General features: G+C 56.2%; 16 protein-coding genes. 8 read left to right on the forward strand and 8 right to left on the reverse strand.

The genetic code is table 11. The features are described from left to right. Positions 1 to 292: PD-(D/E)XK nuclease family transposase (locus tag HQL65_15960; protein ID MBF0137728.1), on the reverse strand; the 292-nt coding region annotated here is incomplete at its 3' end. Between the two features lie 332 nt (positions 293 to 624). Between HQL65_15960 and HQL65_15965 the strand changes: the two genes are divergently transcribed. The 5 genes from HQL65_15965 to HQL65_15985 all read left to right on the forward strand — a co-directional run bounded on the left by HQL65_15965 (position 625) and on the right by HQL65_15985 (position 7,918). Beyond that, positions 625 to 3,498: a hypothetical protein gene (locus HQL65_15965; protein MBF0137729.1), complete on the forward strand. Its 2,874-nt coding sequence runs from the start codon at positions 625 to 627 to the stop codon at positions 3,496 to 3,498. Positions 3,499 to 3,823: 325 nt separating this feature from the next. After that, the gene (locus HQL65_15970; protein MBF0137730.1) at positions 3,824 to 4,522 is read left to right on the forward strand and encodes a class I SAM-dependent methyltransferase; all 699 of its coding nucleotides are present in this window, start codon (positions 3,824 to 3,826) and stop codon (positions 4,520 to 4,522) included. Positions 4,523 to 4,529: 7 nt separating this feature from the next. Next, positions 4,530 to 5,492 (forward strand): acetoin utilization protein AcuC, encoded by a 963-nt coding sequence (locus HQL65_15975; GenBank protein MBF0137731.1) that lies wholly within the window; start codon positions 4,530 to 4,532, stop codon positions 5,490 to 5,492. A 26-nt stretch (positions 5,493 to 5,518) separates the two neighbouring features. Continuing rightward, positions 5,519 to 6,400 (forward strand): uroporphyrinogen-III C-methyltransferase, encoded by an 882-nt coding sequence (gene cobA, locus HQL65_15980; GenBank protein ID MBF0137732.1) that lies wholly within the window; start codon positions 5,519 to 5,521, stop codon positions 6,398 to 6,400. Positions 6,401 to 6,460: 60 nt separating this feature from the next. Further along, a complete protein-coding gene (locus HQL65_15985; protein MBF0137733.1) occupies positions 6,461 to 7,918 on the forward strand; it encodes a 2-oxo acid dehydrogenase subunit E2 in 1,458 nt (485 codons plus the stop codon). Positions 7,919 to 7,976: 58 nt separating this feature from the next. Here the strand turns inward: HQL65_15985 and HQL65_15990 are convergent, their stop codons facing one another. From HQL65_15990 to HQL65_16020, 7 genes are all read right to left on the reverse strand, one after another. Next, complete coding sequence (locus HQL65_15990) at positions 7,977 to 8,786, reverse strand: hypothetical protein (GenBank protein MBF0137734.1); 810 nt, start codon at positions 8,784 to 8,786, stop codon at positions 7,977 to 7,979. Between the two features lie 162 nt (positions 8,787 to 8,948). Next, positions 8,949 to 9,818 (reverse strand): UbiA prenyltransferase family protein, encoded by an 870-nt coding sequence (locus HQL65_15995; GenBank protein ID MBF0137735.1) that lies wholly within the window; start codon positions 9,816 to 9,818, stop codon positions 8,949 to 8,951. A gap of 52 nt (positions 9,819 to 9,870) precedes the next feature. Then, positions 9,871 to 10,899 (reverse strand): NAD-dependent epimerase/dehydratase family protein, encoded by a 1,029-nt coding sequence (locus HQL65_16000; protein ID MBF0137736.1) that lies wholly within the window; start codon positions 10,897 to 10,899, stop codon positions 9,871 to 9,873. Positions 10,900 to 10,966: 67 nt separating this feature from the next. Next, positions 10,967 to 12,094 (reverse strand): NAD(P)-dependent oxidoreductase, encoded by a 1,128-nt coding sequence (locus HQL65_16005; protein MBF0137737.1) that lies wholly within the window; start codon positions 12,092 to 12,094, stop codon positions 10,967 to 10,969. Positions 12,095 to 12,137: 43 nt separating this feature from the next. Next, positions 12,138 to 12,416, reverse strand: coding sequence for a DUF1640 domain-containing protein (locus HQL65_16010; protein MBF0137738.1), 279 nt, complete (start codon positions 12,414 to 12,416; stop codon positions 12,138 to 12,140). A gap of 160 nt (positions 12,417 to 12,576) precedes the next feature. Further along, positions 12,577 to 14,064: a GMC family oxidoreductase gene (locus HQL65_16015; GenBank protein MBF0137739.1), complete on the reverse strand. Its 1,488-nt coding sequence runs from the start codon at positions 14,062 to 14,064 to the stop codon at positions 12,577 to 12,579. A gap of 102 nt (positions 14,065 to 14,166) precedes the next feature. Further along, the gene (locus HQL65_16020) at positions 14,167 to 14,562 is read right to left on the reverse strand and encodes a hypothetical protein (protein ID MBF0137740.1); all 396 of its coding nucleotides are present in this window, start codon (positions 14,560 to 14,562) and stop codon (positions 14,167 to 14,169) included. Between the two features lie 294 nt (positions 14,563 to 14,856). On the opposite strand from HQL65_16020, the gene HQL65_16025 reads away from it, so the two are divergent. The 3 genes from HQL65_16025 to HQL65_16035 all read left to right on the forward strand — a co-directional run. Next, positions 14,857 to 16,437 (forward strand): B12-binding domain-containing radical SAM protein, encoded by a 1,581-nt coding sequence (locus HQL65_16025; protein ID MBF0137741.1) that lies wholly within the window; start codon positions 14,857 to 14,859, stop codon positions 16,435 to 16,437. A gap of 99 nt (positions 16,438 to 16,536) precedes the next feature. Next, on the forward strand, positions 16,537 to 18,156 hold the full coding sequence (locus HQL65_16030; GenBank protein ID MBF0137742.1) for a hypothetical protein: 1,620 nt from the start codon (positions 16,537 to 16,539) through the stop codon (positions 18,154 to 18,156). A 111-nt stretch (positions 18,157 to 18,267) separates the two neighbouring features. Continuing rightward, a partial coding sequence (locus HQL65_16035) for a cytosolic protein (protein ID MBF0137743.1) occupies positions 18,268 to 18,406 on the forward strand: 139 nt, incomplete at its 3' end.

Here is an 18,406-nt window from a genome sequence, read left to right on the forward strand (position 1 = left end):
CACGGTCAGCGAAGATGACCCGTTCGATCCGATTGAACTTTACGCTTATTACCTGCATCTCCACAATATAGGAGATACCACGCTGATCCCGGCATTTGACATCCAGGAATGAGTGTTTGAGATATTTGATACGCGGGGCCTGGAAAGGGTCCAGGATGGTCAAATCGACGATACACCGCTCCCCCTTGAGACCCAGCAAATTTTCCAAAAAACTGATCAAAATATCCTTGGCATCTTCACTGCCAAATATTTTTTTGAAGGCAAAGTCGATGCGCGGATCCATGAATTTCATGCGTGTCACTCCTGGCTGGATTGGCCAATCGTTCATACGGCACGACATTTTTTTCTCACCATTCACGCTACCACACCTGATCCAAAAATTCCATACATTTCATTTAATTATAAAATATTTTCTCCGGGAACGCATGCCGCTGCGGCTTGCGGACAACCCCGGATCTGCTATACTTGCTATAACTGGTCGATATAATATCTTTTATAAACTATTATTCGGACAGGAGATACCACGCCGGTCCCGCCGGAAACGCTTGCCGAGGGGCATTGCGGTTTGCTAGAAAGGATGCGGAGTATAAGAGAGACACCGGGAGCGGGAAGAGAGAGTCCAACATGAAGGTCACCAAAATCTGGTTTCAGCAGGAACGGCTCGTTCCCCAGTTGCAGCCCAAGGTCGATGACGCCGCCAAGCAGCAGTTGCGCACCCTGCGTCAGCAAACCCTGCAACTGTTGCAACAGCAACGCTTTGTCTGTTTTGAAAAGCAGCCCCTCTTTTACTTTGACAACAGGCTCAATTGCCTGTGGCTGCTCTACGATTTTCGCGCCGAACCGGGGGAGATGTTCAAATATATTACTAAACTTAAAGTATACGCTTTTCAAAACTGGGAAATTCCTTCCCTGGACACATTGCAGGCCATTGTCGGCGAGCCACTGTTTCAGAGCGGAAAATTCAAGGATGCCTGGTTTGTTTCAGCAACCCCCGACCCGGATGGCCAGGGATACCGGACGCTCAACCTGGGCAACGGTGCCCTGGGTCTGGCGCAGGGAAGCCACCCGATTCTCCCCCTGCACCGTGTGGCCCAGCGCGATATTTTTTCCTTTATTGTCGCCCACTCCCTGGTTCCCCAGGGAATCGAAGGGGTTCGGGAAAAACTCCAGGAACTCTACACCCTCACCATGGATCTGGGCAAAAAAGGGGAAGGGCTGCAATCCCCGCCTCCCTCCCTGAATGCCCTGCAACAACACCTCCTGGAAGGGGACTATGTCCGGGCACGGTTGCCGGTCCTGGAACCCTCCACCCTCATCGATATGGGCAAAGGGTTGTGGGAACTCTACCACCCCCGCAAACCCGCCAGCGGCAACTGGGTCGAAGTCACCCTGGAAACCCCCTGGGAAGCCCGCAATCCCGAACTGGACATTCGCGAAGGGGTGGTGGCCATCGACTTTGGCACCTCCTCCACTGTGGTGGCCTGTCGGGAGAATGGCAAAACCCGTCTGTTGCGGGTCGGCATGGTGGATTTTTTCCGCAAACCCACCTTTGAAGACTACCAGAACCCCACCGTCCTGGCCTTCATTCACCTGCCCAACCTGCTCAAGGTGTGGCAGACGGAGGCTTATCGTCCCCTCACCCGCTGGGAGGATTTTCATTTTTCCCACGCCGCACTCAACCTGTTGCGGGCCAATGAAGCCGACCAGCGCATTGTGGCCAGCATCCTGACCGGCTTCAAACAGTGGCCCCTGACCGCCGCCACCGACCAACCCCTGCGCATCACCGATCAGGCCACGGAAACCGAAATCATTCTCCCAGCCGAAAGCAATCCCATGCCGGTGGTCGGAGAGCCGATCACGGTCAGCGAAGATGACCCGTTCGATCCGATTGAACTTTACGCTTATTACCTGGGGCTTTTCATCAATCATCGCTCGAATGGTCTGTTTCTGGACTATTTCATGACCTTTCCCATCACCTATCCGCGGGCGGCCCGGCAGAAAATCATGGCGGCCTTTGCCCGTGGCTTGCAGCGCAGCCTGCCCCTCTCCCTGCTCGGCAGCCCGAAAATGAACCGCTTCCGTCTTCGGGAGGAGGCATCCGAACCCGCTGCCTATGCCGCCTGCGCCCTGGAAGAACTCGGCATCGAACCCACAGCCGAAGGAACCGCCTATGCCGTGTTCGATTTTGGGGGCGGCAGTACCGATTTTGATTTTGGCGTCTACCGGTTTCCGGCCCCGGATGAAGAACAGCAAGGTTATGAAAGGGTCATCAAACACTTTGGTGCCAGCGGCGACATGTACCTGGGCGGGGAAAACCTGATTGCCAATCTGGTCTATCTGACTTTCCTGGACAACCTGGAGGTGTGCCGGGAACACCATATTCCCTTTTCCATTCCCCATGAGGCGGAAATTTTTCCGGGTCATGAACCCTTTCTGGATCACTCGCACGTGGCCCGCACCAACACGGCCCTGATGATGGCCAAGGTGCGCCAGGTCTGGGAAGATTTTCAGTGGCAGGTCGAGGCGGAACAGACCGGCGATCCCCAGTCCGGTCAGCTCCGGCGGCGACGCCTCTCCGATACCATCGGTGACCTTCTGAACCAGGCGATCATCGACAGCGATTTTCGCATGGACCCGACCACCGATTGTTTCCAGGATGCACGTGCCCGGTTTTCCGTTGATGTGGAGCTGCTGAACCGGGATCGTGCCCGGGTCCAGGTGCAGGTCACGGTCGATCAGAATCGCCTGAACCATTTTCTGGTCCAGCGGGTTGGCAAGGGGATTGAACGGTTTTTCATGGCCATGACCCAGGCCTTCGCCAATCGGGAGATCCAACCCCGGGAAGTTCACATTCTCCAGGCCGGCAACTCCAGCCGCTCCCTGCTCGTGCAGGCCCTGTTTGCCACGATTCTGCAAGAACGCATGTTCAAATGGGAACCCCCCCTGCGCGGCATCAACAAAAATCCGACTCTCGATAAAATCCGCCAAAGCATCCCTTTTTCCCATTTCATCGTGCATCGCCCGCCACAGGGCAATCCCGACGACCCCTTCAGCCCCACAGCCAAAACCGGGGTGGCCATCGGTCTCCTGAAACTGATTCCCGGCGAAACCCTGCTCGCCATCGCCCCGGATGCGGCCAATCTCCCCGGAGAAGCCCCTTTCCGGTACTTCGTTGGCCGGTTGAAGGGGGGCATGTTCCAGACAGTCCTGAAACAAAATGCGCCCTACCACATCTGGCAGGAACTGGGTATTCCCACCCGGGGGGCATTTGTTCTGGTGTACTCCACCTCACCCCAGGCCGGATTCGGCACATTGCGGCGTGGTGCCCGGGAGATTCAGGAAAAAATCCTGAGCCTCCCTCCCGGTTGCGATGACAAACACCTGTTTGTCCAGGCCACCGGTCCCAATCGGATCGAAATTGTCCTGGCCGAAACCATCGAACAGATTCTCAAACGCCCGGAAACCGTGACCCACCAGGAACCCATCCTGTTGTCCTGATCCGGTCTTTCTGCCAACAAAATTTGCTTTTTCTTGCGACAGTCCGTTGCAATATAACTTTATCTCCTCTAAAACCTCAGCAGCCTCTGTTTTTCGTTGGCCGCGTCGATTGGCGATTGGCCGGGGGTGGTTGCATTGAATTGTCGAAGGAATTTATGTACCGACGGGACTGTTCTTGTTGGATCAGGGGATTCACAGTACCTCCTGTCCAGGGTTGACAGGAGAGAGTCAACATTTGCAGATAGACGGGGATTTGTTGATGAATAAGCCGACCGTTCTGGAAGGACCCGACCCGTGTCTGACCCTCTCCGATGATGCGGTGTCCATGCCGCCATCGTTTCGGGTTTCCCGGGATGTTGCGCTGCCCAAATACCTGGAAGAGACCTACTGGTGGGCCTATCTGCATCCGACTGGTGTCCGCTTTTTCGAGCGACAATGGATCGTCAACATGATCCTCTGGGGCAATTTTGTGGAGTTGCGCAACGCGGCATTGGCGGAAATTGGTGCGGAAATCCATGGAAATACAGCACAGTTGGCCTGCGTTTACGGTGACTTCACCCTGGAGGTGGCCCGCCGCCTGACCCCGGGTGCCACCCTTGACGTGGTGGATGTCGCCCCCGTGCAACTGGAAAATCTGGAACGCAAACTGGGTATCCATCCCCAGGTCCGGCTCCATCATCAGGATTCGACCAACCTCACCTTTGCCGATGCCAGCTTCGATCACGTCGTGGTCTTTTTTCTCCTCCATGAGCAGCCCGCCGAAGCACGCGCCCGAACCGTGCAAGAAGCCTTGCGGGTTGCCCGTCCGGGAGGTAAGGTGATCTTCATGGATTACCATGAACCCAGTCTGATCAATCCGTTCAGGTATGTCATGATTCCCATCCTGACCACCCTGGAACCCTTCGCCATGGAAATGTGGCGGGAAGAGATCACCGACTGGATCCCCAAGGATATGCCCATTCACGGCATCCACAAGGAGACCTACTTCGGCGGTCTCTACCAGAAACTGGTCGTCATCCGGTAAACAAATCATGGACACTCCCGTTTGTGTGTACGTCGGCGACAATCTCGGACGCTATGGCTTCGGGGATGGACATCCGTTCGGCCCGCAGCGTCTGGAAGCCTTCTGGAGCGAAGCCCAACGCCAGGGATTGCACCTGCGTGCCTCCATCCAGGAACCCGTCCAGGCTGCCCGCGAAACCATCGAGCTGTTTCACAAACCTGCCTACGTCAACCAGGTTGCCCGCCAGTCGGTCACCGGGCAGGGTTACCTGGACTATGGCGATACCCCCGCCTTTGTCGGAGTCTACGAGGCGGCATCCTATGTGGTCGGTTCAACCCTGGACGCCGTGGATAAAATCATGCAGGGTCGGTTCCGGCGCGGCTTCATTCCGATTGCCGGCCTGCATCACGCCCGCCCGGAACGCGCCGGCGGCTTTTGCGTCTTCAACGATCCGGGCGTGGCCGTCATGGTCCTGCGCCATAAATACGGCCTGCAACGCATCGCCTACGTCGATATCGATGCCCACCATGGCGATGGCGTCTTCTATCCCTTCGAAGCCGATCCCGATCTCATTTTTGCCGACCTGCACGAAGATGGTCAGTTTCTCTATCCCGGTACCGGCCACGCCCACGAAACCGGTCAAGGACCGGCAAAAGGCACCAAGTTGAACATTCCCCTGCCACCGTTCGCCAGTGATGCCCAGTTTTTTCAGGAGTGGCCCCGGGTGGAGGCCCTGATCCGCGAAGGCAGGCCTGAATTCATTATTTTGCAATGCGGTGCCGACTCCATCGATGGCGACCCGATCACCCACATGCGTTACTCCCTGGCCCCGCATGCCCATGCGGCCACATCCCTGTGCAAACTGGCCGAAGAACTCGGACATGGCCGCGTCATCGGTGTCGGTGGGGGGGGATACAATCTACGCAATATTGGCCAGGGGTGGAGTGCCGTCCTCCAGGCCATGCTGGAAACCCCGGTCGGTTCTTCCTGAAGTTCCCCTCCAACGATACGAAGGCCATGAGCAAACCCGCTGACAATCTGGAGCCTTTTGTTGCATGCGGGTCGGTGGCATTGACCAAACCCGCAGGCAATCCGGATGCTTTTTTTCCACGCGGATCGGTGGTGTTGGTGGGCGCAGGCCCGGGAGACCCCGATCTGTTGACCCTCGGTGCCATGAAAGTCATCCAGGTCGCCGACAGCGTGGTCTATGACTCCCTGGTCTCCCCGGAAATCCAGGCGTTGATCCCCAAAAATTGCGAAATGGTCTTTGCCGGAAAACGGGGTGGACGCCCTTCCACCAGGCAGGCCGACATTTCCGAAACCCTGGTGCGTCTTGCCCGTGAAAACAAGCGGGTGGTCCGTCTCAAGGGGGGCGATCCCTTCATGTTCGGTCGCGGGGGAGAAGAGGCGTGCTGTCTCGTGCGGGAACAGATTCCCTTTCGCGTCATTCCCGGCATTACCGCCGGCGTGGCCGGACCCGCCTATGCCGGTATTCCCATCACTCACCGGGGCATCAATGCCAATGTCGGGTTTTTTACCGGCCATGAACAGATGGAAGAACAAAACACCGAAGGCGAGGCCACCTCGACCATGGATTGGGAAGCCATCGGCCAATCCTTTCCGGTGCTGGTTTTGTACATGGCCATGAAAAACATCGGCTTCATTGCCAAACGACTCATTCAGGGCGGCAGGTCACCAGAGACACCGGTGGCGTTTATCCGCTGGGCCACAACGTCCAAACAAGCCACTCGCATCACCACCCTCAAAAACGCCCAGCGCGATGTCGTCGAACTTGACCTCAAACCTCCCGCCATTATCGTGATTGGCGAGGTGGTCAATTTTCGCAAGTCACTCGCCTGGTTCACCGACCACACCCTGGAAAGAGCTGCTGACACCTGACAAAGATCGAACTGTCGCAATCATGGCTGGTGGCAGCGCCAGAACAAGGATATGCCTCTCATGACAAAGACATTCAACCTGCCTGAACTGGGTGAAAACATTCATGGCGGCGATCTGGTGCGCGTGACCGTTGTGGTGGGAGACAGGGTCACACCCGGTCATCCCTTGCTGGAAATCGAGACCGACAAGGCGGTCATCGAAGTACCCGCCGACTTGACCGGCATCGTGACGGAAATTCTGGTTCAACCGGGAACCAAAGTACAGGTAGGCCAGCCCGTGTTATCCGTGGAGATAACCGAGTCTGTCGTGACTTCGGCCCCTGGCACTCCCCCTGTCCCCAACACCGCGCCCGTTGCCAACGCCGTTGTTGCCCCTGCACCCGTTGCCGTTGCTGCACCCGCAGCGGCTTCTTCCCCTGCGCCCGTTGCCAACACCGTTGTTGCCCCTGCGCCCATAGCCGTCTCTGTTCCCGCACCGGCTCTGTCCCCCGCTCCCATCGCAACTCCCTCACCCGGATTGATCTCCGCTCCTGCCTCGACGGCCTCCCCCATACCTGCCACATCGACCATGACAGTCAATTCGGGTCCTGTCCCGGCATCACCTTCTGTTCGTCGAGAAGCCCGGGAATTGGGTGTCGAAATCCGGAAAGTGACGGGAACGGGACCCCATGGACGCATCACCCTCCAGGATGTGCGAAATCATGTACGCCACTCTCTGCAACACATGCGCACTCCCATCTCTTCTGCCACCCCCTCCCTGGCCCAGGATCCAACCTTTCCCCGGCATGGACCCTTGCCAGATTTTTCCCGTTGGGGTGCCGTAACCACGGAACCCATGAGCAGCGTCCGGCGGACCACAGCCATCCATCTGGCAGCAACCTGGACCACAGTTCCCCAGGTAACCGGCCATGAACGAGCCGACATCACCGACCTGGAAGTCATGCGAAAACAAATATCCTCCCGTCTGGCCAAAGAGGGTGGCCCAACACTCACCCTGACCGCCATTCTGGTCAAGGTCGTTGCCACCGCCTTGCACCTGTTTCCCAAATTCAATGCCGCCGTGGACATGACCCGGCAGGAAGTCATCTACAAAAAATACATCCATGTCGGTATTGCCGTGGATACGCCGCATGGCCTGCTTGTCCCGGTTTTGCGGGATGCGAACCAGAAAAATTTGACCCGCATTGCCACAGAACTGGCCGATCTTTCCACTCGTGCCCAGACGCGCAAATTGAAACCTGACGACATGCAGGGCGGGTGTTTTACCCTATCCAACCTGGGCGCTCTGGGCGGGACCGGGTTCAATCCGATCATCAATTATCCGGAGGTGGCCATTCTCGGTGTTGCCCAGGGTCGGCTGGAACCGGTCTATCGTGATACTGTATTACAACCACGCCTCATGTTGCCCCTCTCCCTTTCCTATGATCATCGGCTGATCGATGGTGCCGACGGGACCCGTTTTCTGCGCTGGATCCGGGATGCCATCGAACAACCTTTATTGATGTTCGTTGAAGGGTAACATCGGATTGAGAACCTTTTGCAGTGACGATGCACTGTCCAAAGCCATGCAGGCTCTCTCACATCTGCGGCTTCTGTACCCCACCATCCTCCGTGCGGGGCGGCGTGACCGGAGTCTGTTGGACAGGCGGTGACGGTATACGTGTATCCTGGACGGCATGAGGTGCTGGAACATACTGCACGGTCGTGGGCCACAAGCGGTTGGCAGTGATCATGAGACCAAAACCGGCCAGAATCATGGCACCCAGCTTGATGACCATTCGCAGTTCCAGTTCTTTGTTGTCTCGCTTGAATCCTGTATCCATTTCCTTGAGCCGGGTATCTATTTCCTTGAACCGGATATCCATCCTGGTGTCCTGTTCCTTGAACCGGATATCCATTTTGGCGTCCTGTTCCTTGAACCTGGTCTCCATCTTGGTGTCCTGTTCCCTGAACCTGGTTTCCATCTTGGTGTCCAGTTCCTTGAACCGGGTATCCATTTTGGTGTCCAGTTCCTTGAACCGGGTATCTATTTCCTTGAACCGGATATCCATCCTGGCATCCAATTTGGCCAAATCCTCCTTGGATGCCAAGTTTTCAGTCAAGACTTCGGCCAAAAACTCGGACTGTATTTCCGCCTGGGGTGCAGCAACACCTGCATCCTTGAGACGCTTCGTATATTTCAGGGTATCAAAGGCAAGACCGGTCATGGTACATGTCCTGGCGGGTATGAGATTGAGATGACCTGCTGCGGACACTTTATCCGATTCTGTCCGGGAGTGTCCAATGGATTCTCCCTTGGTGTCCAGTCCTTGCTTGACTCCCATGCCCGGAATCGCCAGTGGACGCCCCGTGACCCGATCAGGTTCGACGAGAAACTCCCCTGTCATTCCAATTTGCGTTCCAGATAATATTTTCAAGCCCAGGACATGCGTTACTTATTACCAGGCAGGTGATCATATTATGGTCAACCTGAATGAAAAATGGAATCATAAAGTCATGAAAAACTGTTTTCGCAAGCTGAAGCACATGACCATATGGCCAGCTTTTTTTCAGCGAAACAACACCGGCTGCCATTGTTCGATGGCGAGATAAAGAGCGATCCAGGCCAGAATGATCACGATCAACCTGGGGTCCTTGAACAGAACATCGGCAGGTTCTTCGCCATAATTGTGAACCAGGACCAGGCGCAAATAGTGAAAGACAGCATAAAAGACCAGGGGCAGGGTCAGAATCTGGGTGGGGCTCTTGCCTCCCATGGCGGTAAAAAGGGCGTAGCACACCATGGTCATCACCCCGGTCGCTCCCAGAAGGATATCCAGGAAAGGCATGGAATATTTTTTCAAGACAACCCGTTGCTGGCTGACCGCGCCTGCCAGGGAGGAGAGTTCGGCGCGGCGTTTGGCGATGCCCAGGAAAAGGGTCAGAAAAAAGGTGCAGAGCAGAATCCAGGAAGTGGGCAGATCCCCCAGGATGTAAACCCCGGCCAACATCCGCAACATGAACCCCATGGCAATGGAAAGCACATCCAGCAGAGGATGGTCCTTCAACCAGAGAGAATATAATAAATTATTCAATACATACAGAAGAATGCAAACAAAGGTACCCAAATGAAGCCAGGCACTGCCGAGCAGGGCCAGGAGTGCCAACAGGGGGGCAATCAGGGCCGCATGCCAGACCGGTACCTCCCCACTCGGGATGGGCCGCAACCGCTTGTGCGGATGTACCCGGTCCCGTTCCCGATCCATGATGTCGTTGAATACATACACCGCCGACGAAGCCGCACACATCAATAAAAACACCAGCAGGACCGGCGGATAGAGCTGCCAGTTTCCGGCATGGCCACCAAACAGCACCCCCACCAGGACAAAGCTGTTTTTGACCCATTGGCGTGGCCGCAACAGGCGGATATAGGGACTCACAGTCACTCCCGGATCAGGATAACCATTTGATAAGGCGCAAGATTGCTTCCTTTCAGGATAACCATTTGACGAGGCGCAAGATGGCTTCCTTGACTGGCCGCCGATGGGCACCACCAGCTTTTTCGGCCATCAGACGGTCATAATTGTTCTGGAACCACTCAAAGCTTTCCCGGAACATTTCATCGTTGGAATAGCGTGGTTTCCATCCCATGGCCAGCAGGGGGGCAACGTCGAAATGAAACGGCTTGTGGTAGGTCAGATAGTGCCATGGAGCCAGGGGAGAGAGACGCAAGGTGTCCAGGATGCCCAACGCAGCAATCGTCAAACCTGGTGGCAAGGATTTGACTCGGGAAGCGGTCCCGGCAAAACGGATCAAATTTTCCAGGCCCTCCCGCAGGGTACCAAAACGGTCCGTACCCACGTTGTAGACGCCGGTCCGTCCGGAATCGAGGGCAATCATGTAAAAATCCATCAGATCATAAGCATGGACAAACTGGAACAGGCCGCGTCCATCACCGATGGTATAGACGGCACGACCTTCGCGGATCCATTCGAACAGGATCTGAAAAATTCCCAAACGACCATCCCCCAGAATGGTTCGCGGACGAATGACAATCAAGGGGAGTCCATGTTCCTGGCACACCTGCTGTACAGCCTGCTCGCCGGCCAGTTTGGCCCGGCCATAGATTTCCACCGGATTGAGAGGCGTCGATGCCGTGATGGGCAGCTCGGCGGGATTGCCATACAGGGCGCTGGAACTCATGTGGATAAAGGCCTTGACCCCGGCCTTGACGGCCATGGCCGCCGCCAGACGGCTTCCTTCGGTATTGACCTGCCGGAAACGATCCCCGGATTTGGTCAGGGGAACAAGTGCCACATTGTGATGGACGACATCAACACCGCGCATGGCCTGAGCCACGCCGTTCTGGTCCAAAATATCGCACCGGACAAATTCGATCTCCCGGGGCCGGGTGGTATCTTCCCAAATATCCAGGATGCGCACCTGTTCGCCACGCGCCAGCAGACGGCGGGCAATCAGATTGCCCAAAAATCCGGAACCTCCCGTGATCAAATGTTGCATGATCTCTCCTGGTATAAAACCAATTATTTTACAAATTTTTCAAATGATTCACGACCTTAAACCCGGTTTATTCCTGATCCAGCCCGCCCTGGCGGGCAAAGACCCAGGCCAGGCTGCGCCGCATCCCCTCCTCCAGGTCCACATGTGGCAGATATCCCAGTTCCCGATTGGCCTTGTCCACATGACAGGCAATGGTTTTGTTCATTTCGGACAGGACATGAATTTTTTGCTGATACAACCCGACTGACTGCAACCCCCAATCCAGCAACCAGGCCACCTCGCCCAACCATCCCGGCAGTCGCATACGGCGATGGCGACAGGTTTGCTGGAACTCATCTTCCAACAACCGTTCCACGGTGTCAATTATTTCGTGCATGGTATAGGGGCGCTGGTCAGCGATCCAGTAGGTCTGGTTGGCGGCTTCGGGTACCATGGCCGCCAACAACAATCCCTGGCAAAGATTGTCGATATAGGCCATGGAGCGCCAATTCTTTCCACTGCCGACAATGGGAGCCTGGCCATCCCGGATCATCCGGAAAAACAGGGTCTGGCGTGGCGGCTGATCGGGACCATAAAACCAGGGTGCCCGGATCAACACCACCTCCAGACCGGTCTGGGCGGCAATGCGTCGGGCCTCTTGTTCCATCAACATTTTGGAACGCCCGTAATTCATGTAGGGACGATAGGGGGAGGTTTCGTCAAACCGGTGATCCAGATGAGGATTGGTGCCACAAGGTGAATTGGAAGAGACCACCACGGCCCGCCGCATGCCGGCCTTGGCTGCGGCCTCCAGCAGGTTGCGGGTACCTGCCACATTGACGGCAAAAAAATCCCGGACTCGTTGCGGATGGATCACCCCCGCCGTGTGAAACAGGGTGCCCCCCTGAACCCCTTCCAACAGGCGTTGGCAACTTTCCGGCTGACACAAATCCCCTTCGACCGGTTTGACTCCCGGAAGATTCCGGGGCAATTCTGCTGCTGTACCGGGCAGGATCAGGGCACGTATGGCACGGGCCGGATCAACCGGCAACAGATCAGGCCGCTCCGGCAACCCCACGGTCAGGGCACGCAACAAGCCACGCCCCAACCAACCCGCAGCACCGGTCACCACCAAAGGTCCGGCCTGCAACAAGGACGGATTGAAATTCGTGAGACGACGCCCAAATTTCAGGGTATCAAACGTGATGGCCGTCATGTTTCGTTGCCTTCGATGGGTTGGCGTTCATGCGGTCATGTTGTCAGTGCGATGGAAACAACTTTAGAATAGCGATGATGAACATTGCCTGACCGGCTGACACTCCGAACATCCATTTGATCATTTCAGCTTTGAGTTCGGCAACGTCTCTCTTGAGTTCGGCGATATCTTTTTTGGTGGCCAGTTCCTTGGCGTGGGATTTTTCCACCTGCTCCATGAGGCGGGCCATGGCCTTGGCGTGCCCCTTGGCCTGGTCATCCGGTACACCGGACGCCTTGAGTTGCTCCGTGAATTCCAGGGTGTCAAACGCAATCGTCGTCATCGAAATCTCCTTTTTGGCCCACTTTATCAAAAATCCATTGACTTTGCACGGCCAACTTTCGTGCCTGCATCGGTTCAGAGTCAATCCGGCAGACAGTCTTGCAGGGCCAACTTACGTGCCTGCATGTGTTCAGTGTCAATCCGGCAGACATCCTTCGCGATCAATCCTGGGCCAGAAAGTGCAGGACATTGCGGCGGGCCATGGCCATGACGCTGCCCTGGGGATTGACACCCGGGGCATCACACAGAAGAGAAGCATCGCAAACATACAAATTGTTCTGGCCATGGACGCGCCCGAATGAATCGGTAACCGCCTGCCCGGGATGCTCTCCCATGGGACAAGACCCCATGAGATGGATGGTCATCAGACGGGTATCACGGGCCGGCAGGGTATTGGGCAGGCGGGAGAGTTCTCCGACATGGTGCAAGGGTTCCGTGCCAGCGACAGAGGGCCAGAGGGTATCGGCCCCGGCGGCAAACAGCAGGCGGGAGAGTTGCCGCAAGGCGGTGGCCAGATCGCGCCATTGGGCAGCTTGCATGTGCCAGAAAGGGATGGGATGGCGCAACAGAGGCGGCACAATCACCCGACCCTGACCCCGAACCATGGCATAGTAGACGGCCATACGGGATCCCTGCTGGTGAACGAGGGGCAGATGGCGGGGATGATCCAGCAGAGAGATGGCCAAATGCGACTGCGAAGAAATGGCACAACCAAAACCAAAACGGGGCGAAAACTCCTTGACCTGATGGACGCCAACCCCACCCGCCGGTGAATTGACCGGTTCCGGAAAACGGGCCGTCACCTTGATGGTCGGATGGCTGGCCAGGCGGCGTCCGGCCACGGCGGAGAGTCCATTGCGGCGCAACAAGGCAGGCGTCGCCACGGCCCCAGCAGCCAGAAACAACTGTCTGGCCCGCCAAATCCTTGGCGAAACACAGGCCTGGGTACAGGTTGGCCAAGCCGTAATTTCCCAGGAGTTGTGGCGAAAGAGGAGTTTTTCGACCCGATAGTGCGCCAGAAGCATCCCCCCGGCCCGGAGAAAACGGGGAATGAATGTGCGACTCATGGCATTGCGCTGTTCCTGCCAAACCGGGTGACCGGATTTTTGGGTCGCCTCCGGGAGCGGCAGATAACTGAACCAGCGAGGCACTTCCAGGGCATGCCACCCCAGATTTTCAGCGCCGATGGCCAGTTTCAGGGAGTTCAGCGGCGGCACACCCGGGTGGTATCGCACCCCGACATCCTGTTCAACCGCTGCAAAATGCGGTTCCATCTCTTCGGGTGTCACATGGCGCACGCCATATTCCCGGGACCATTGCCACAATATTTCCGGCGGGGTGCGATGATAGAGTCCGCTGTTGATTTCACTGCCGCCCCCCACACAACACCCTTCCACATAGGCCAGCGGCGGCTTGCCCATGGCGGCGGTCAGGCCACCATGTCGGTATTTGTGAATCATTTCAGCGCGGGAGAATGGCGTATGCGTCTCCTGGGAAATCCACCCCCCCTCCTCCAGCAGGAGGACCGAGCGACCCTGTTCCGCCAACATGGCCGCCGTGAGCGCCCCACCAGGCCCCGAGCCGACCACAAGAATATCCACGCTGGCGATCCGATCCGAAACTCCCGGATGGATTTCCCTGGGAAGCATGGCGGCCCCAGGATGGGTGTGTTGGCGACAAACTGTCGGTTCAGCCATGAACGTTTTCCACCATCATCCTGTCAATCATTTTCATGATCCCATTTTTTTCGGTTACTGACCAATCCGGCTGCCGTTTATTCCCTGTTTTTCGGCCACTTCTGCCCGTGTATGCCAGGCAAACAGGGTCAAAGCCTCATAAAAACGCAACAACTCCCGACAAGGACCCAACCACGACCAACGCCAGCCGGTCATGATCACCTGACGTTTTTCATGTCTCAGAAAGTGGAAAGGTTTTCCAAAGCGCCACAGGGGTGCCATGTCCAGAAACAGGGTCAACAAGGCAACGGCCATGCCGGTATGGGACGGCATTTTGGCGCGTTGTTCCAGGACAAAGCGCACGATTGAATTGGCCCATGGAGAGGGATCGCAATCGGGATCGGCGCAACGTTCCAACAAAACCGAATGAACCAGCGCCGACACGGCAGCATCGTGATCAATGAAACGCATCTTCATTCACCTGAACGCCTCTTCTGTCCATCTGTCAGGCCCCAGCTTTCAGCCCCCGGCCACTTTCAGGGAAGCAAGTTTCGCGCTAAAAAAATTGCCGCCGCATCGAATTGACACATTTCGATCTGGACAGAAGCCTGTCCCAGATGCGAATCTACCCGGAAGAGAATAAACTTGTCCTGGACATGTTTGCCGTCGATACCCCCGGGGCCAGGTTCGTTTCTGGTATCCGGCGCAACGGGAAGCGTCCCATCAGATATGGATCGATATGACAAGATTGCGAGGATGAACCAGGTGGAATCGTTGCATGAACGTTTGAGAAGATTGCATGAAACGGCAACCGGCAGAAAATTGCGGGTGACCCTGGTTCGCCCACCGGTCTTTTTTCACAAGCGCAGTCTTTCCAACGAGGCCACCCCCTCCCTGGCCATGGCGTATATTACCGCTTTTTTGCGTCAGAATGGCTATGATCCACTCTGGATCGATGCCATGGCCGAAGGGTTGAACGCCACCTGGGAACATAAAAATTTTCCGGATTTTCTGGGCCATGGTCTGACCCCGGACCAGCTTCTGGCCAGAATTCCCCCCACCAGTGAGGTGATTGGTTTTCACGCCATGTTTTCCTCGGAGTGGCCCATGGTGCGGGAGCTGATCAAGGCCGTGCGGGAACGGTTTCCACACGCCCTGTTCGTGGCCGGCGGGGAACATTTGACCGCCCTGACGGAATATTCCCTGCGGGATTGTCCGGCCCTGGACATCGGTGCCCGCGGCGAAGGGGAACACCGGATGCTGGAGATTCTGGAGACTGTCCGCCTTGGCAAGCCCTTGACGGAAATCCATGGCATCGGTTTCCTGGATGCCGCCGGTACCTATGTCGAAACCAGCGGTCTGCCCCGCATCCCCAACATCAGCACCCTGCCCTGGCCCTATTGGCCGCCCGGCTATATGGAAGCCTTCTGGAAATCCGGCAAATCCTATGGGCCACAATCGGCCCGTGACATGCCCATGCTCTGGACCCGGGGCTGTCCCTTCAAATGCTCATTCTGCTCCAATCCGAACATGTGGACCTCCCGTTATGCGATGCGGGAAGTGGATGAAGTCATCGCCGAAATCAAACACCATATCGACCAGTACAACATCACCACGGTGCAGCTTTACGACTTGACCGCCATCGTCAAAAAAAAGTGGATCGTGGAACTCCTCGAAAAAATGCTTGCCCAAAATATTCACGTCAAGCTGGCCTTCCCCGCCGGAACCCGCAGCGAAGTGCTGGATGATGAAGTGCTGGCCCTGTTGAAAAAGGCCGGCACCACCTACCTGACCTACGCCCCGGAAAGCGGGTCGCCGGCAGTCTTGAAGATGGTCGGCAAACGCATTGACCTGGATGCCATCTTCCGGTCGATCAAATCGGCTGTGCGCCAGGGTCTGACCGTGCGCATCAACATGGTCCTCGGTTTTCCCGGAGAGACCCGCAAGGATGTGCTGAAATCCTTGTGGTTTGGCCTGCGCTGCATGTACATGGGCGTCGATGAAATTCAACCTTACATTTTCATGCCGTTCCCCGGTTCGACCATGTTTCGCCAACTGCTCGACCAGGGAAAAATTCAATTGGGCGATCCCTATTTTCTGACCCTGAATACCCTGAATACCGATTTGACCAATCTTTCCCACCGGGTGTTCAACGAACAAATGCGCCCCGGTGAACTGACCTTCTACCGGCTGATCCTGACCTTCATCTCCTATTTTATCGGTTACATTTTTCACCCCTCACGCATCATCCGCACCATCCGCAACGTTTTCAGCGAACATGATGCGGCCAACGTATTCGAACACCGCCTGAAAGATGCCATTCGCCGCAAACGGGTTGCATCCTGAAAAATACATCTTGCACCATGTTGACGGTCTGCCTGGTTTTTTGAAAATACATATTTCTGGGCAGGCCCTGTTGGATATTAATGTAAAGACGAGGCAAGAATGGACGTTCAACGCCCCAGCATGCTGCCAAAACTGGCCGTGATCCTGATCCTTCTGGCAACCGCAACCCTGGCCATGCGTCCGGTTCCAGCCCTGTTCGACCTCCCCGTCGAGGAGGATGGCTTCATGGTCCTGACCAACTCCAGACACATCGCCAGGGGAGATGGCGTCAGCTATGACGGTCATACACTCAACAATGGATTCCAACCGCTCTGGGTTTTTCTGAACGCCCCGCTCTACCGTCTGGTCAACCACGACCCGGAAAAAATGGTCCGCGCCACGCTCGCGCTGCATTGGCTCTTTTTTCTGGGCAGTATCGGGCTGATCGGTGCCATTACCCGGGATGCCGTGCCCCGGAATGATGCCGCACAAAAGAAGCTGTTGTTCTGGTTGGGCGCTCTGGCCTATGGCGGGGCCATGGCGGCCTGGCAAAAGCATTTCAACGGCCTGGAGACCAGTTGTGCCCTCTTTTTTTATGCCCTGACGTGGCGATACTATCAGAGTGGACGTGCTGAAACCTTGCGTGGTGCCATGGGCTTTGGTGCCCTGCTGGGCCTGCTGGTCCTGGCACGTATCGATACTGTTTATCTGGTTGTCCTGCTGGCGCTGCAACGCCTGTTCATCCGCCGTGAACAACCCTGGCAGCAACGTTTCGCCGCTGCCGCCGCCACAGGCGGCATGGCCCTGCTCGTCTCCCTCCCCTGGTGGGTCTACAATGTCACCCTGTTCGGGCATCTGACCCCGGCCAGCGGTCTCGGATTGCAGGAGTGGGGTTTTTTCCCAAAACGCATCTATCTTGGCATCGATGCCATGGTGACCATGTTGACCCCTTATTTTTATATCAAGGATGTCATCAATCTCTCCATGCTCGGTGGTCGCGTCGTGCTGGGACTCCGGATCTTGGTGTTCCTGCTGCTGCTGGCCTACCTTTGGCACCACAAAAGCAGACTGGGCTGGGGAAGTGCGCCCGACAGCTTGAAAAAAAACTCCGCGCAGGTCACCACACCGCAGAGAACCCTGGAATTTGCCGTCATGCTGGCCTTTGCCAACACGATCCTGCTGGTCTGGTATATCGTCTCTTCCTGGGCCTGGTTTTTTTATGAACGTTATTTCACCCCCTGGATGCTGCTTGTCGCCCCGGCCTACGGTGCCCTGCTCTTTCTCCAAACCCAACGGTGGCGTTGGTTGCCCATGGCCAGTGCTGTGGTGCTGGCTGTTCCGGTCATCGGCTACTCCCTTGATGCCCACAGACACGTTTTTCTGAAAAAAAACATCATGTTGAACTCACTGCTTCCCCTGGTGAAGCAACACGTCCCCGACACGGAGTGGGTTGCCCTGGCCCAGTCTGGCACCGTAGGGTATTTCCGGGATCGCGTCGTCAACCTGGCCGGGGTCTCCAACATGTCCGTCATTCCCTACCAGAATCACATGTGGGACTATCTGGACCGGGAAGGCATCAACTGGTTCAGCGACTGGCCTGATTATGTCAAACCCTTCCTGGGCAACAAAATCCAGGACGGTACCTGGGTTTTTGTGGCAGAACGGAACGATGCACAGGGTGACTTCAAGTTTGAGGTGTACCGGCGGCGGGTTCCCATGACGCGCCAATTTCATCCATGAATGAAACACGGAGTTCTCCTTTTTTTATCCGAGGGTTAATGGACAGCCTCTCAGTTCAATGAAACACAGAGCCGGGATTTTTATGCCAATTTTCAGGAACGAGAAATTCCCATGCCAGAAAGTCATGAAAAACCCCAAAAAGATTCCTTCGACACTCCCTGGAAAGAGATTCTAGAGGCCTACTTCAGGGATTTTCTGGCCTTTTTTTTGCCGATTGCGCATGACAATATTGATTGGGAGCGTGGCTACG

The organism is Magnetococcales bacterium (assembly GCA_015228935.1).
Taxonomy (GTDB): Bacteria; Pseudomonadota; Magnetococcia; order Magnetococcales; family DC0425bin3; genus HA3dbin3.